The organism is Hydrogenophaga borbori (assembly GCF_003417535.1).
Lineage (GTDB): Bacteria > Pseudomonadota > Gammaproteobacteria > Burkholderiales > Burkholderiaceae_C > Hydrogenophaga > Hydrogenophaga borbori.
On sequence record NZ_QVLS01000014.1, the window covers coordinates 115,177 to 130,192 of the forward strand.

Annotated in this window: 14 protein-coding genes; 3 read left to right on the plus strand and 11 right to left on the minus strand. The window is 70.1% G+C overall.

Annotation, left to right across the window (positions count from 1 at the left end; translation table 11 throughout):
- Nucleotides 1-13 precede the first annotated feature (13 nt).
- From DY262_RS19620 to DY262_RS19655, 8 genes are all read right to left on the minus strand, one after another.
- Entirely contained in the window at nt 14-451 is a 438-nt protein-coding gene (locus DY262_RS19620; protein WP_116960757.1) for a DUF2147 domain-containing protein, read from the minus strand.
- Between the two features lie 112 nt (nt 452-563).
- A complete protein-coding gene (locus DY262_RS19625; protein WP_116960758.1) occupies nt 564-2,360 on the minus strand; it encodes an acyl-CoA dehydrogenase C-terminal domain-containing protein in 1,797 nt (598 codons plus the stop codon).
- Between the two features lie 42 nt (nt 2,361-2,402).
- Entirely contained in the window at nt 2,403-3,080 is a 678-nt protein-coding gene (locus DY262_RS19630) for a TetR/AcrR family transcriptional regulator (protein WP_116960759.1), read from the minus strand.
- Nucleotides 3,081-3,315: 235 nt separating this feature from the next.
- Nucleotides 3,316-3,975: a nucleoid occlusion factor SlmA gene (gene slmA, locus DY262_RS19635; protein ID WP_425459305.1), complete on the minus strand. Its 660-nt coding sequence runs from the start codon at nt 3,973-3,975 to the stop codon at nt 3,316-3,318.
- A gap of 153 nt (nt 3,976-4,128) precedes the next feature.
- A complete protein-coding gene (locus tag DY262_RS19640) occupies nt 4,129-5,577 on the minus strand; it encodes an ATP-binding protein (protein ID WP_181936574.1) in 1,449 nt (482 codons plus the stop codon).
- Nucleotides 5,552-6,241 carry a response regulator gene (locus tag DY262_RS19645; protein WP_116960761.1) on the minus strand — a complete coding sequence of 230 codons (690 nt, stop codon included), beginning with the start codon at nt 6,239-6,241 and terminating at the stop codon, nt 5,552-5,554. Before DY262_RS19645 ends, DY262_RS19640 begins: the two co-directional genes overlap by 26 nt.
- A 96-nt stretch (nt 6,242-6,337) precedes the next feature.
- Complete coding sequence (gene argB / locus DY262_RS19650) at nt 6,338-7,234, minus strand: acetylglutamate kinase (RefSeq protein WP_116960762.1); 897 nt, start codon at nt 7,232-7,234, stop codon at nt 6,338-6,340.
- Between the two features lie 151 nt (nt 7,235-7,385).
- Nucleotides 7,386-9,371 (minus strand): SDR family oxidoreductase, encoded by a 1,986-nt coding sequence (locus DY262_RS19655; protein ID WP_116960763.1) that lies wholly within the window; start codon nt 9,369-9,371, stop codon nt 7,386-7,388.
- A 214-nt stretch (nt 9,372-9,585) separates the two neighbouring features.
- Between DY262_RS19655 and DY262_RS19660 the strand changes: the two genes are divergently transcribed.
- The 3 genes from DY262_RS19660 to DY262_RS19670 all read left to right on the plus strand — a co-directional run bounded on the left by DY262_RS19660 (nt 9,586) and on the right by DY262_RS19670 (nt 12,207).
- Entirely contained in the window at nt 9,586-10,143 is a 558-nt protein-coding gene (locus tag DY262_RS19660; RefSeq protein WP_116960764.1) for a phasin family protein, read from the plus strand.
- 118 nt (nt 10,144-10,261) lie between these two features.
- On the plus strand, nt 10,262-11,542 hold the full coding sequence (locus DY262_RS19665; RefSeq protein ID WP_245981111.1) for a patatin-like phospholipase family protein: 1,281 nt from the start codon (nt 10,262-10,264) through the stop codon (nt 11,540-11,542).
- Between the two features lie 11 nt (nt 11,543-11,553).
- The gene (locus DY262_RS19670) at nt 11,554-12,207 is read left to right on the plus strand and encodes a TetR/AcrR family transcriptional regulator (RefSeq protein ID WP_116960765.1); all 654 of its coding nucleotides are present in this window, start codon (nt 11,554-11,556) and stop codon (nt 12,205-12,207) included.
- On the opposite strand, the gene DY262_RS19675 is transcribed toward DY262_RS19670, so the two are convergent.
- The 3 genes from DY262_RS19675 to DY262_RS19685 all read right to left on the minus strand — a co-directional run bounded on the left by DY262_RS19675 (nt 12,176) and on the right by DY262_RS19685 (nt 14,972).
- Nucleotides 12,176-12,544 (minus strand): hypothetical protein, encoded by a 369-nt coding sequence (locus DY262_RS19675; protein WP_116960766.1) that lies wholly within the window; start codon nt 12,542-12,544, stop codon nt 12,176-12,178. The two genes, DY262_RS19670 and DY262_RS19675, sit on opposite strands and share 32 nt — an antisense overlap.
- Nucleotides 12,545-12,657: 113 nt before the next feature.
- Nucleotides 12,658-13,755: a M14 family metallopeptidase gene (locus tag DY262_RS19680; RefSeq protein WP_116960820.1), complete on the minus strand. Its 1,098-nt coding sequence runs from the start codon at nt 13,753-13,755 to the stop codon at nt 12,658-12,660.
- On the minus strand, nt 13,752-14,972 hold the full coding sequence (locus tag DY262_RS19685; protein WP_116960767.1) for a M20 aminoacylase family protein: 1,221 nt from the start codon (nt 14,970-14,972) through the stop codon (nt 13,752-13,754). Before DY262_RS19685 ends, DY262_RS19680 begins: the two co-directional genes overlap by 4 nt.
- Between the last annotated feature and the right edge of the window lie 44 nt (nt 14,973-15,016).

Below are 15,016 nucleotides of genomic sequence, written 5' to 3' on the forward strand. Positions count from 1 at the left end.
GGCTGGCGAAAGGTCATTCCACGCGTTGCCAGACCTGGGTTCGGAAGAAGGGGCCGATGTAGCCGCGCATCTCAAGTTGCGCACCGCCATTGACGGGCTTGAGGCGCGCGCGGTAGCTCTTGCCGTTGTTCGGGTCGACGATGCTGCCGCCCTCGAACACGGTCTTGTCGCTCTCGCCGGCCTTGATGTCGCGCAGGATCTCCAGGCCCACGATGGGCTTGTCCTTGCGGTCGTCGGTGCACTTGTCGCACACGCCCTTGGGGTCGCTGGCGGGGTCGAGCAGCTTCTCGATGCGGCCGCTGAAGACACCGTTGTTCTCGGTGATGCGAACCAGCGACTTCTCCTTCTTGGAGTCGTCGTCGATGGTCTTCCACAGGCCCGCGGGCGTCATCTGCGCGTGGGCCAGGCCGGCCAGAAAAAGGCCGGCAAGAGCGAACAAGGTTCTCTTCATGGCAGTCTCCTTGGAGCGAGGGGAAGTGATCGAGAAATGCCGCGGAACTGGCGGTGCCCAGCCGCTGGCGTTGCCCCCCTGAGGGGGCGACGCGAAGCGGCGCGGGGGTGTCTCATGCCAAGGCCAGATCGGTGTCCATCAGCGCCTGGCTGCCCGATCGCGCCAGGCGCATCAGCGTGGCCGTCTCGGGGAACAGCTTGGCGAAGTAAAAGCGCGCGGTCTGCAGCTTGGCGGCGTAGAACGGGTCGCTGCTGCCGCCGTCGATGGCGCGCTGCGCCGCCTGGGCCATGCGCGCGAAGAAGTAGGCGAACACCAGGTGGCCGGCCACGCGCAGGTAAGGCACGGCGGCCGCGCCCACCTCGTCGGGGTTCTGCAGGCCCTTGAAGCCGATCTCGGTGGTGAACTTGGTCATCTGCTCGCCCAGGTAGGCCAGCGGGTTGATGAACTCGGCCATCTTCTCGTTCACGCCCTCCTCTTCCACCAGCGCGGCCACGAGCTTGCCGAATTTCTTGAGCGTGGCCCCGTTGTTGCCCAGCACCTTGCGGCCCAGCAGGTCCAGGCTCTGGACCGTGTTGGTGCCCTCGTAGATCATGTTGATGCGGGCATCGCGCACGAACTGCTCCATGCCCCATTCCTTGATGTAGCCGTGCCCGCCGAACACCTGCATGCAGTGGTTGGTGGCCTCGAAGCCGTTGTCGGTGAGGAAGGCCTTGGCGATGGGCGTGAGCAGCGCGGCGAGGTCGGCGCTGTCCTTGCGCACCTTCTCGTCGGGGTGGTGCAGCTCCTTGTCGAGCAGCAGGGTGCAGAACATCAGCAGCGCGCGACCGCCTTCGGCGTAGGCCTTGGCCGTGAGCAGCATCTTGCGCACGTCGGGGTGCACGATGATGGGGTCGGCCGGCTTGTCCTTGGCCTTCACGCCCGAGAGGCTGCGCATCTGGATGCGGTCCTTGGCGTAGGCCAGCGCGTTCTGGTAGGCCACTTCGGTCAGGCCCAGGCTCTGGTTGCCCACGCCCAGGCGGGCGGCGTTCATCATCACGAACATGGCGGGCAGGCCCTTGTTGGGCTCACCCACCAGGGTGCCCACGGCGCCGTCGAGCACCATCTGGGCCGTGGCGTTGCCGTGGATGCCCATCTTGTGCTCCAGGCCGCCGCAGTGGATGGCGTTGCGCTCGCCGAGGGTGCCGTCGGCCTTCACCAGGTGCTTGGGCACCAGGAACAGGCTGATGCCCTTGCTGCCCACGGGCGCGTCCGGCAGGCGCGCGAGCACCAGGTGCAGGATGTTCTCGGCCAGGTCGTGTTCGCCGGCGCTGATGAAGATCTTCTGGCCCGTGAGCTTGTAGGTGCCGTCGGCCTGGGGCTCGGCCTTGGTGCGCAGCAGGCCCAGGTCGGTGCCGCAGTGCGGCTCGGTCAGGCACATGGTGCCGGTCCATTCGCCGCTGGTGAGCTTGGGCAGGTAGCGCTTTTTCTGCTCAGGCGAGCCGTGGGCGTGCAGGCATTCGTAGGCGCCGTGCGACAGGCCGGGGTACATGGTCCAGGCCTGGTTGGCGCTGTTGAGCATCTCGTAGAAGCACTGGTTCACGATCAGGGGCAGGCCCTGGCCGCCGAACGCCGGGTCGCAGGAGAGCGCGGGCCAGCCACCTTCCACGTACTGCGCGTAGGCCTCCTTGAAGCCCTTGGGCGCCTTCACCTCATGCGTGGACTTGTCCAGCACGCAACCTTCCGCGTCGCCGCCGATGTTGAGCGGGAAGGTCACCTCGGCCGCGAACTTGCCGCCCTCTTCCAGCACCGCGTTGATGGTGTCGGCGTCGATGTCGGCATGCGGCGGGCAGGCCTTGAGCTCCTCCACGGCATTGAAGACCTCGTGCATCACGAACTGCATGTCGCGCAGCGGGGGGGAGTAGACGGGCATGGGGGTGTTCTCCTGTGGTTTCGTCGAAATGAAAAGGGGCGGTCAGGCCTTGCGGCCGACGGGCTGGTGCGCGCCGTTGCGCTCGAGGATGGCGCCGAAGCCGCGCCAGGCGCGGTCGAGGCAGCCGGGGCTGCGCAGGAAGCGCGCCTCGTAGTGCAGGGCAAGGATCAGGCCGTGGATTTCGAAGGCCACCTGTGACGCGTCGGTGTCGGCCGACAGGTGGCCCTCCTCCGCGGCGATCTCGATCGCGCGCCGCAGGGCCTCCTGCCAGGTGCTGACCGAGCTCGCGAGCGCGTCACGCACGGGGCCGGGGCGGTCGTCGAACTCGACGGCGCCGCTGATATAGATGCACCCCGAGTCGATCTCGACCGAGGTGCGCTTCATCCAGTTGTCGAACATCGCGCGCAGGCGCGGCAGGCCGCGCGGGGCACTCATGGCGGGGTAGAAGACCTCGTCCTCGAAGCGCGTGTGGTACTCGCGCACCACCGAAATCTGCAGCTCCTCGCGCGAACCGAAGTGCGCGAAGACACCGGACTTGCTCATCTGCATGACTTCGGCGAGCGCGCCGATGGACAGGCCTTCGAGCCCGATCTGCGTGGCCAGGCCCAAGGCGGCGTCGACGATGGCGGCCTTGGTCTGCTGGCCCTTGGGTTGGGGCTTGGCCGCGCGGCCATTGGCGGGCGCGGCGCGGCGGGGACGGCTGGCGGTGGTGTCGCTCATGCGGGGACTGGGTGGATCGGCCGGGGGTGTCGGCCGAAAGAAACGAACGGTCGTTCTATTTTTACCCAGATTCCGGCGCGACTGGCAAGCCCGAGGGCATTTTGCGCGGGTTTGATTTAGAGCCAGCTGCCTAAGAGGGCGGCAGGGTTGCGGCGACCGAAGGGCCGGCCGCCCGCCCCGGGCCGGCCGGGACACGGTGCCGGCGCCCGAGACGCTCGCCGCCCGAAGCGGCGGCTCAGCCCCGCCCGCCGGGCAGCAGCAGCGCCAGGCTGTGCTCCAGGCTTTCGTTGGGCGAACGCTTGAAGCCGCTGCGCGCGAAGCGCTGCAGGCGCCCGACGCAGAAGGCCGTGATGACGGAGGCGTCGGCCTGCGCGTCCACCGTGGGCGTGGCGGCGCCGCCGAGCGTGGCGGCCTCGCGCAGGTTGTGGCGCAGCGTGGCCTCGATCTTGTCGAAGAAGAGGTTCATGCGCTGCTGCAGGCGCTCGTTCTCGAACACCAGGGCGTCACCGACCATCACGCGCGTCATGCCGGGGTTTTTCTCGCCGAACTGCAGCAACAGGGCCACGAGCTTGCGGCAGCGCGCCTGGGCATCGGGCTCGCGCTCGTCGAGCTGGTTGATGAGGCCGAAGACGGTTTGTTCGATGAACTCGATCAAGCCCTCGAACATCTGGGCCTTGCTGGCGAAGTGGCGGTACAGCGCCGCCTCGCTCACCTCGAGCCGCGCCGCCAGGGCCGCGGTGGTGATGCGCTCGGCACCGGGCTGCTCGAGCATGGTGGCCAGGGCCTGCAGGATCTGCACGCGGCGCTCGCCCGGCTTGGGCCGCTTGCGGCCGGTGGCCTCGACCGCTTCCGTGGCGGACGCGGCGTCCAGCGTGGCGTCGTCGGGCGAGGGCATGTCGGGCGCGGCAGCAGGGGTCATGGTCGGTGGTCCGTGAGGTGGCTGACAGTCCGGTGGACGCGGTCCCCCGATGGGGCTCGGGGGTATTCGCGCGGCATTCTCGCACAGCCGGCTACATCTGGTTACCCAGCATCGGCGCGGTCTGCGCAGCTAGTGGGCAACCGCATCGAAGACCACGCGCACGCACAGGCCATGCCCCTCGGCGCCGCTGCCCAGCTGCAGCTGCGTGTGGTGCACGCGGGCGATGCCATCGGCGATCGCCAGGCCCAGCCCGTGCCCGCTGCCAGCGGTGCCGGGCACCCGGTAAAAGCGCTGCAGCACGCGCGCGCGCTCGGCCGGCGCGATGCCGGGGCCGTCGTCTTCCACCTCGATCCAGGCCGCGCCCGCCCCGCCATCGCCCTGAGCGCAGCGCAGGGTGACGGCACCGCCCACGGGGGTGTACTTGATGGCGTTGTCCACCAGATTGATCAGCAGCTCGCGCAGCAGCCAGGCGTGGCCTTGCACGCGCGCGGGCGCCGCCTCCAGCCCCAGGTCGATGCGGCGCGCGCCGGCGGCGTCCAGGAAATGCGCGAGCACGGTTTCGCAGAGCTCGGCCAGGTCCACCGTCTCGCGGGCCGCGTCGTCGTCGCGCAGCGCGTCGGCCCGCGACAGGGCCAGCAACTGGTTGGCCAGCTGGGTGGTGTTGCGCGTGGCGTCGCGCAGGCGCAGCACCTGCTCGGCGCGCAGGCTCAGCAGGTCGCCCGCGCCCATGCTGCGCGCCGCCTGGGCCCAGGCCTCCACCTGGGCCTGCAGCCCGGCCAGCGGCGTGCGCAGCTGGTGCGCGGCGTCGGCCACGAAGCGCCGCTGGGTGTCGCTTTGCTCATTGACTCGCGCGAACAGGCGGTTGAGGGCCTGGACCAACGGACGCACCTCGGCCGGCGTGTGGCGCTCGTCGATCGGGCTCAGGTCGCGCGGCGAGCGCCGCTCCACCGCCTGCCGCAGGTCCATGAGCGGCTGCAACGCCCGAGTGACGCCCCAGCCCAGCATGCCCGCGGCCACCGCGAACAGCGCCAGGTTGGGCAGGAGCACGCGCAGCAGCACGTTGCGCAGCCAGTGCTGGCGCGCGTCGCTGCCGTCGGCCAGCACCAGGATGAGCTCGCCCGCTTCGGTGACCGCGCGCTGGGCGACCACGCGGTGCGTGACGCCCGCATCGACCACACTCACGAACTCGGGGGCCTCGGTGGTGGGCAGCAGCACCGGCAGCCAGTCGGCGCCGAACAGGCGCTCGCCCCGCGGGCTGAACACGCCCACGGCGGTGTGGCCGTCGCGGTCGGCCAGGAACTCCTGGATCGGCGGCGCCATCAGCAGGGTGAGGTCGGTGCCATCGGTGGGGGTGCCGCCGCGCGGCAGCACCACCGAGTCGGCCAGCATGGGCACCAGGCGCAGCAGGCGCTGGTCCTGCTGCAGCGCGGCGGTGCCCGCGCCCTGGTAGTGGAAGGCCAACGTGGCCGCGCCAATGGCCCCGATGGTGGCCAGCAGCATGACCAAGAGGCGGCGCCGCAGGCCGCCGATCAGGTCGCGCGGGGCGCCGGGCTCAGGCGTCGGCGCGACCCGCGGCATCGGCGCACTCCAGGCGGTAGCCGAAACCGCGGATGGCACGCACCGCGATGCCCGCCGGCTCCAGCTTGGCGCGCAGCCGCGAGACGTAGACCTCGATCGCGTTGGGCGTGATTTCCTTGTCCCAGCCGGTGAGCGCGGCCAGCAGCTTGTCTTTGGCCACAGGCTTGGGGGTCTGCATCAGCATGTACTCGAGCACGGTCCATTCGCGCGGGCCCAGCTCCAGCGGCTGGCCCGCGAGCGTGACGCGCCGCTGCGCGGTGTCCATCTCCAGCGCGCCGAAGCCCAGCACGGCCGAGGTGGCGGCCTGGGAGCGTCGCAGCAGCGCGCGCAGGCGGGCCAGCAGCTCGGGCAGCTCGAAGGGCTTGACCATGTAGTCGTCCGCACCGAGGTCCAGGCCCTGCACGCGGTCGTGCAGCGCGTCGCGGGCGGTGAGGATCAGCACCGGCAGCGCCAGGCCCTGCGCGCGGATGAGGCGCGTGAGCGCCAGGCCGTCGCCACCGGGCAGGCCGATGTCGAAGATGGCGGCGTCGAAGCCCTCGCGCGCCAGCACCTGCTCGGCGCGCTCGGCGCTGCCCACCCAGTCGACGGTGTAGCCCGCGTCGGCCAGGCCCAGCTTGATGCCGCTGGCGACCATGACGTCGTCCTCGACCAAGAGCAAACGCATGAGCTCACCGCGATGGTTTCGCCGCCGGGCCGCCCCAAGGCGAAACGCGACCCCTCGGGGGGCAGCGGCCCGCGCAGCGGTGGAGCGTGGGGGCTGTCATCCCTTGATCATGGTGCCGAAGGGCTCGTTGCCCAGCACCTCGAGCAACAGCGCGTGCGGCACGCGGCCGTCGATGATGTGCACCGCGTTCACGCCGCTCTTGGCGGCGTCCAGCGCGCCGGCGATCTTGGGAATCATGCCGCCGGAGATGGTGCCGTCGGCCACCAGCTCGTCGATGCGGCTCGGCGTGAGTTCCGTGAGCAGTTGGCCTTCCTTGTCGAGCACGCCGCGGATGTTGGTGAGCATGAGCAGCTTCTCGGCCTGCAGCACGGTGGCCAGCTTGGCGGCCACCACGTCGGCGTTGATGTTGTAGCTCTCGTTGTGCTCGCCAAAGCCGATCGGGCTCACGACCGGGATGAACTGGTCGTCCTGCAGGGCCTTCACCACCGCCGGGTCGACGCCCACGATGTCGCCGACCTGGCCGACGTCGTGCTCGCGTGAGGGGTCGGCCTGGTCGGCCATGCGCAGCTTGCGCGCGCGGATCATGGCGCCGTCGCGGCCGGTCAGGCCCACCGCCTTGCCGCCGGCCTGGTTGATCAGGCCCACGATGTCCTGCTGCACCTCGCCGGCCAGCACCCACTCCACGACTTCCATGGTCTCGGCATCGGTGACGCGCATGCCCTGGATGAACTCGCCCTTCTTGCCCAGGCGCTTGAGCAGGGTCTCGATCTGCGGCCCGCCACCGTGCACGACCACCGGGTTGATGCCCACCAGCTTGAGCAGCACCACGTCCTCGGCGAAATCCTGCTGCAGGGCCGGGTCGGTCATGGCGTTGCCGCCGTACTTGATGACCATGGTCTTGCCGTGGAACTGCCGGATGTAGGGCAGCGCCTGGGCGAGGATTTCCGCGCGGTCGCGCGGCGCGATGGTGGTGATGTCGGGAGCGGTGGACATGCGCGAAGTTCTTCCGAGAGGAACAAAACCGCGATTCTAGAGAGGCACACAACGCCAGGGTCTCGATCCAGGCACACCGCGGAACCGGCTTCGCCGGGCCGCCGGTGTTGCCCCTCGGGGGGCCGGGTGGCGCGACGCGCCGCGGGGGGCTTCAGAAATGGATGCCCCGCATCATCTGCTGCATGGCGATCGCCTCGGGCGACAACTGCGCCTTCGCGCCCTTCTCGCCCTTGGCCGCCGCCGAGTCCGGGAACATGCGGAAGCTGGTGTTCATCACGATCTGCGCGATGCGCGGCACCAGCGCGTGCATCACCTGGCCGGTCACGCCCAGGCGGGTGGCGATGCGCACCGGCTTGTCGATGCAGGCCTGGGCGATCATGTCGGCGGCCTCCTCGGGGCTCAGCGTGGGCACGTTGTTGTAGATCTTGGTGGGCGCGATCATGGGGGTGCGCACCAGGGGCATATTGATCGTGGTGAAGGTGATGCCCTGGTCGGCGAACTCGCTGCTGGCGCAGCGCGTCCAGGCGTCCAGCGCGGCCTTGCTGGCCACGTAGGCCGAGAAGCGCGGCGCGTTGGTGAGCACGCCGATCGAGCTGATGTTGACCACGTGGCCCCGGCGCCGCTGCACCATGCCCGGCAGCAGGCCCATGGTCACGCGCAGGCAGCCAAAGTAGTTGAGCTGCATGGTGCGCTCGAAGTCGTGGAAGCGGTCGTAGCTGCCCTCGATGGCCCGGCGGATGGAACGGCCGGCGTTGTTGATGAGGAAGTCCACGCCACCGTGCTGCTGCACCAGCAGCTGCACGAAGCGGTCGCAATCGGCCATGTCGGCGATGTCGGCCGGGTAGGCGATGAACTGGTAGCCCTTGGCCTTGGCCTCCTTGCAGGCCTCGTCGAGTTTGTCCTGGTCACGGCCGCAAATGATGGTGGTGGCGCCGGCCTCGGCGAAGGTGTGCGCCGCCGCCAGGCCGATGCCGGAACTACCGCCCGTGACCAGGACCACCTTTCCCGCGACGGTCCCCCGCAGGCTGCGGTCGCGGTGCAGGTCGGGATCGAGGTGGCGCTCCCAGTAGTCCCACAGGCGCCAGGCGTAGTCCTTCAGGTTCGGGCATTCCACGCCGCTGCCCTTGAGCGCGGCCAGCGTGCCGCGGCAGTCGAAGCGCGTGGGGTAGTTGACGAAGGTGAGCATGTCCTCGGGCAGGCCCAGGTCCTTCATCACCGCGTCGCGCACGCGGCGCACCGGCGCCAGGGCCATCAGTCCCTTCTTCACGCTCTTGGGGATGAAGCCCAGCAGCGCGGCATTCACGAACAGGTTCATCTTGGGCGCGTGCGCGGCCTTGCTGAAGATGTCGAGCACATCGCCCACGCGGTAGCCCACCGGGTCCACCAGGTGGAAGCACTCGCCGCCCTGCCGCGGGCCATGGGCGATGTGGTCGAGCGCGTTGACCACGAAGTCCACCGGCACGATGTTGATGCGCCCGCCCTCCAGGCCGATGCTGGGCATCCACGGCGGCAGGATCTGGCGCATGCGCTGGATCAGCTTGAAGAAGTAATAGGGGCCGTCGATCTTGTCCATCTCGCCGGTCTGGCTGTCGCCCACCACCATGGCCGGGCGGTACACGGTCCAGGCCAGCTTGTTCTCGGCGCGCACCAGCTTCTCGCTCTCGTGCTTGGTCATGAAATAGGGGTGATCGACGTTCTCGGCCTCCTCGAACATGTCCTCGCGGAACACGCCCTCGTACAGCCCCGCCGCGGCGATGGACGAGACGTGGTGGAAGTGGCCCGCACCGATGGCCTTGGCCAGCTCCAGCGTGTGGCGCGTGCCGTCGATGTTGGCGGCCACCTGGCTCTCCTCGTCGGCGCCCAGGTCGTACACCGCGGCCAGGTGAAAGAAGTGGTCGATCTGCCCCTTGAGGGCCTTCGCGTCGTCGGCCGAGACGCCGAGCTTCTTCTCGGTGAGGTCGCCGAACACCGGCACCGCGCGCGCCGGCCCCACGCCCCAGTACTCGCGCAGCGCCGCCACCTTGCCTTCGCTTTCGCGCCGGATCAGGAAGTGCACCACCGCCCCCTTTCGCTGCAGCAGCCGGCGAACGAGGCGCTTGCCGATGAAGCCGGTGGCTCCGGTCACGAAGTACTGCATGGGGGACTCCTGTGTGTTGTTGCTGGGGTGCCGCAAAGGGGCATCGCTCGCGATTCTGTTGCACGCGATCGGACGGCCCATTCCGCAGAAACCCGCGGCCGATTTAGTCGCATGCCCCTACACAGGCCCGGCGTGGGCCGCCACCATGCGCGGCAATGGTGACGCCCCTCAGGCCGCCAGCGCATTCGCAGCAACCACCACAGGAGCCCGAAGCATGGTCAAGAAGATCCAGAAGAAGGGCGGCAGCGCCCGCACCGACGGCGGCAACGAGAAGGGCCACGGCGCCTCGCCGCTGGCCGGCGCCATCAAGGAATCGGCCCAGCAGATCTGGCTGGCCGGCCTCGGCGCCTTCGCCAAGGCGCAGGCGGAAGGCGGCAAGGCCTTCGAGACCCTGGTCAAGGAAGGCATGAACATCCAGCGCAAGACCCAGACCGCGGCCGAGGAGCGCATCAGCGAGGCCACCAGCCGCGTGAGCAGCATGGCCAACGACATCCAGAGCAAGGCCGCCGGCCAGTGGGACAAGCTGGAGAGCCTGTTCGAGGAGCGCGTGGCCAAGGCCCTGGGCAAGTTGGGCGTGCCGTCGGCGCGCGACGTCGAGGCGCTGATGGAGCGCATCGAGGCGCTCAACCAGCAGGTGCTCAAACTCGGCGGCGTGGGCCTGGCCACCAAGCCCGCGCGCAAGGCCTCGGCCAGCGCCAAGGCCGCGCCTCGCAAGGCACCCGCCAAGCGCAGCGCCGCCCGCAAAGCCCCGGCGAAGAAAGCCACCGCGTGATCCGCCCTGCTGCGCCGCAGCAGCCCTGAGCGGGGGCACGCCCTACACTTGGCCGCATGAGACCCGCACGGCCGCCCGCAGGGGCTCGCAGCGCCGCGCGCTGCACGGAGGTGACCCCATGACCCGCACCCGCCCGCGCCCCCCCGCCCGCGCGCGCCCGCCGCGCATCGGGCTGGCCCTGGCCGGTGGCGGTCCGCTGGGCGCCATCTACGAGATCGGCGCCCTGTGCGCGCTCGACGACTCGCTCGACGGCCTGGACCTCAACGCCTGCGCTCACTACGTGGGCGTGTCGGCGGGCGGCTTCATCGCCGCCGCGCTGGCCAATGGCATTGCCCCGCGCGAACTGTGCGAGACCTTCATCGAGGACCGGCCCCGGCTCGACGGCTTCGACCCGGCCTGGCTGATGCAGCCGGCCTGGGGCGAGTTCGCCCAGCGCCTGCGCACGCTGCCGCGCCTGGCGGGCGAGGCCGCCTGGTCCTGGCTGGTCCAGGGCAAGGCCTTGAGCCAGGCACTGGAGCGCCTGGGAGCGGCGCTGCCCGCCGGCGTGCTCGACAACGACACCATCCACCGCGAGATCGCCCGGCTGTTCAGCCGGCCCGGCCGCAGCAACCGCTTTGCCGACCTGCGCGCGCGGCTGACCCTGGTGGCCACCGACCTGGACACCGGCGAGGCGGCGCCCTTCGGCCAGCCGGGTTGGGACCAGGTGCCGATCTCGCGCGCCATCCAGGCCAGCGCCGCCCTGCCCGGCCTGTTCCCGCCGGTGCAGATCGGCGGGCGGCACTACGTGGATGGCGCGCTCAAGAAGACCATGCACGCCTCGGTCGCCCTGGACGATGGCGTGGACCTGCTCCTGTGCCTCAATCCCCTCGTGCCTTACCACGCCACCCCGGAGTCAACGCACGGCGGCCGCATCCCCGCGCTGGTGGAAGGCGGGCTGCCGGTGGTGATGAGCCAGACCTTCCGCTCCATGATCCATTCGCGCCTGGTGCTGGCCTTCGAACGCTACGAGCGCATCTACCCCCACACCGACATCGTGCTGATCGAGCCCGACCAGCGCGACGCCGAGCTGTTCTTCGCCAACACCTTCAGCTACCGCCAGCGCCGCGAGATGGCCGAACACGCCTTCCAGCGCACGCGCGCGCTGCTGCGGCTGCGCGCGGGCCGCCTGGCGCCGCAACTGGCGCGCCACGGCATCACCATCGACCACGCCGCTCTCGCCGACCCCGAACGCCGCCTGATCGACACGCGCTACCGGCCCGCCGACAGCGCCGTGGCCACGCGGCTGCACCGCGTGCTCGACGAACTGCAGCGCCGCCTGCCGACCACCGCAGAGAGCACCACCGGGCCGCTCCCACGGCGCCCCGCCCCGCCGCGCGCCGCACGGCGGGCATTCCAATGAACCCCGCGCGCATGCCCAAGAAAGCCCCGCGCCGCACGGCCGAACGCATCCTGGAAACCTCGCTGGCGCTGTTCAACCGATTCGGCGAGCCCAACGTCTCCACCACGCTGATCTCTGCCGAGCTGGGCATCAGCCCCGGCAACCTGTACTACCACTACCCGGCCAAGGACGAACTCATCAACTCGCTGTTCGAGCGCTATGAACGTTCCCTGAACGAGTTGCTGGGCGCGGCCGAGGGCGTGCGTCACGTGGAAGACGCCTGGTTCTTCCTGCACTCGCTGTTCGAGCGCATCTGGGAGTACCGCTTCCTTTACCGCGACCTGAACGACCTGCTGTCCAAGAACCGCCTGCTGGAGACGCGCTTCCAGGGCCTGCTGGGGGCCAAGACGCGCGCCGTCCGCCAGCTGCTGGGCGGCCTGGGCCGCTCGGGCGCGATCCAGATCGACGGCCGCGAACTCGACCCCACGGCCGACGGCATGGTGGCCTTGCTCACCTTCTGGCTGAGCTTCGAGTACGTGCGCGACCCGCGCCACGCCCTGGAGCCCGACCACGCGCAGGCGGCGCTGCTGCGTGGCGCGCAGCACGTGCTGCACCAGCTCGCCCCCTACCTGGAGCCCGCGCAGCGCCAGCACCTCATGGCACTGTCGTCGGCGTACCAGCGCTGAGCGAAAAGCCCAGGAAGCGCGCCGCGCCGCGCGCCGCCGGCGCCATGTCGGCCAGGTGCAGCCACAGGTAGAAATTGGCGGCGTCGAAGGGGCTGGTGAAAACCGAGGGGCGCCAGCGGCGCCCCCCTTCGGCGTAGTAGACCACCCAGACCGGGCCCTCGGGGTGAATGCACCAGCCGCCCGCGCCGAACGCGTCGGGCACGCCCAACAGCCTGGGGTTGACGCCGCCCACCCGCAGGCGCATCAGCTCATCGGCCAGCTCTTCCAGGGCCCAGGCGGCCGGCAGCTCGGGCCGTGGCGGCGGCAACTCGTAGCGCGAACCCCATTCGATTTCCATCGGTGCTCCTTGCACGCGCGGCGCCCGGTGGCGCGCGGGCCGGCATTTGACGTCGGGAGCACCGGGCCGCGGCGCGGCAGCCCGGTGGAAATCACGCCTCGATCACAGGGCCCTCAGCCCTTCAGGCCGTCGACCGCCTGGAAGAGGGCCTGGCGCGCCTGGCTCACGATCTGGCCGCGCCAGACGTCGGTGTCGGTGTAGAAGGCGTCCTTGACGCGCTGCTTGATGGTCGCCTGCAGCTCGGCCGGCGCATCGGGGTGCTGGTGCAGCCAGTGGTCGCCGCGCAGCGCATCGATCACCTCGGGAATCGGCACCGTGCCGTACTCCAGTGCGATGCCGGTGTACTCCGCCTGCGGGCATTCCTGGTAGATGGACACCCACATCAGGCCGGTGAGCAGGGCCGAGGTGGACGAGCCATCGTAGATGGAGGTGATGGGCGTGGCGCCGTCGCCGCCCCACCAGGCCTTGGCGCGCGCGAAGGCGGCCGCGTCGTCGCGGCAGGCGAAGATGCGCTCGCCCAGGCCGCTGGGACCCAGGCCGGTGTGCAGGTCGATCCAGGCCACGCGGCGCGCGCGCCCGGCCTGCTCGCGCAGCACCCGGCGCACCGTGTCGTTGTTCCAGGTGGGCGCGGTGCCGCCGAAGAACAGGCCGTCGGGGAAGCGGTGCTGGCCCATGGTGATGGCCGCCTGGAAAGCGGTCATGCCGCGCCGGGCGATCCAGCTGCGCACGGCCGCTTCGTTCTCGGCCGTGGGCGGCCACTCGTCCGGCAGCAGCAGGTGGTGCAGATCGGCGTAGTCCTCGTTCACCGGCAGGGGGCCGGAGAAGTCCTGGAAGTTGCGGTTCAGGTCCACGTTCTCGTGCGTCACGCGGCGCAGCCAGGAGAAGCCGTGCGGGTTGAGCGCGTGGATGTAGAGCACCGCCACGCCGCTGTCGCGCGCCTTGGCGCGCCACTCGGCGTCGTGCAGGGCGTGCACCTGCACGCCGGAGCCGCAGAAGCCCTCGGCGCCATGGCAGGCGCTGCTCACGATGAGCAGTTGTTCGGCGTCGGGCGAGCCATCGAGGGCGGTGTCCATGGCCAGGGTTTCGCCCTCGCGGCCCTTGAGCGGGTGCTCGTGGCTGCGGATGGCCAGGCCCGCCGCGGCGGCGGCCTCGAGAAACTTGACCCGGGCCTTGGCGTAGGTTGGGGAGAACGCGTCGCGGATCTCGATCACGCCGCACCCCCGTTCGCGCGCGGCTGGGCCAGCCATTTTTCGGCCAGGCGCACCCAGTAGGTGGCGCCCAGGGGGATCAGGTCGTCGTTGAAATCGTAGTTCGGGTTGTGCAGCACGCAGGGACCTTCGCCATGGCCGACCTCGCGGTGGGCGCCGTCGCCGTTGGCGATGAACACATAGCAGCCCGGCTTGGCCTGCAGCATGTAGGCAAAGTCCTCGGCGCCCATGGTGGGCTCCTGCGCCAGCACGCGCTCGGGACCGACGATCTCGGCCAGCACTTCGCGCGCGAAGGCGGTCTCCGCCGGGTGATTCACGGTGGGCGGGTAGTTGCGGTGGAACTGGAACTCGCAGGTGGTGCCATAGGCCGCGCAGGTGTGCTCGGCGATTGCCTGCATGCGCTTTTCGATCAGGTCGAGCACCTCGTAGGTGAAGGTGCGCACGGTGCCTTGCAGCTCGGCGTGGTCGGGCACGACGTTGGTGGCCTCGCCGGTGTGGACCATGGTGACCGAGATCACGCCCGCGTCCACCGGCTTCTTGTTGCGCGTGATGATGGTCTGGAAGCCCATGACCATCTGGCAGGCCACCGGCACCGGGTCGATGCCGGTGTGCGGCAGCGCGGCGTGCCCGCCCTTGCCGCGGATGGTGATCTTGAATTCGCTGGTGGAGGCCATGACCGGCCCGGCGCTGGCCGCGAAGCTGCCTGTGGGCAGGCCGGGCCAGTTGTGCATGCCGAACACCGCTTCCATCGGACACTCGCTGAACAGGCCGTCCTTGATCATTTCGCGCGCGCCGCCGCCGCCCTCCTCGGCCGGCTGGAAGATCAGGTAGACCGTGCCGTCGAAGTGGCGGTGCTTGGCGAAGTGCTGGGCCGCAGCCAGCAGCATGGCGGTGTGGCCGTCGTGGCCGCAGGCGTGCATCTTGCCGGCGTGCTGGCTGGCGTGGGCGAAGCGGTTGTGCTCCTGCATGGGCAGGGCGTCCATGTCGGCGCGCAGGCCGATCGCCCGGCCACTGGCGCCGCCGTCGCGGCCGTGCACGATGCCCACCACGCCGGTGGTGCCCATGCCGCGGCGGATGGGAATGCCCCACTCGGTGAGCTTGGCGGCGACGAGGTCGGCGGTGCGCACCTCCTCGAAGCAGAGTTCGGGGTGCGCGTGGATGTCGCGCCGCACGGCCGCGATGCCCGCGGCCTGGGTGACGATGGAATCGATGAGCTTCATGTCCGGTCTCCGAAACCGGGCATGGTAGCGGTAGCAGGCGCCGC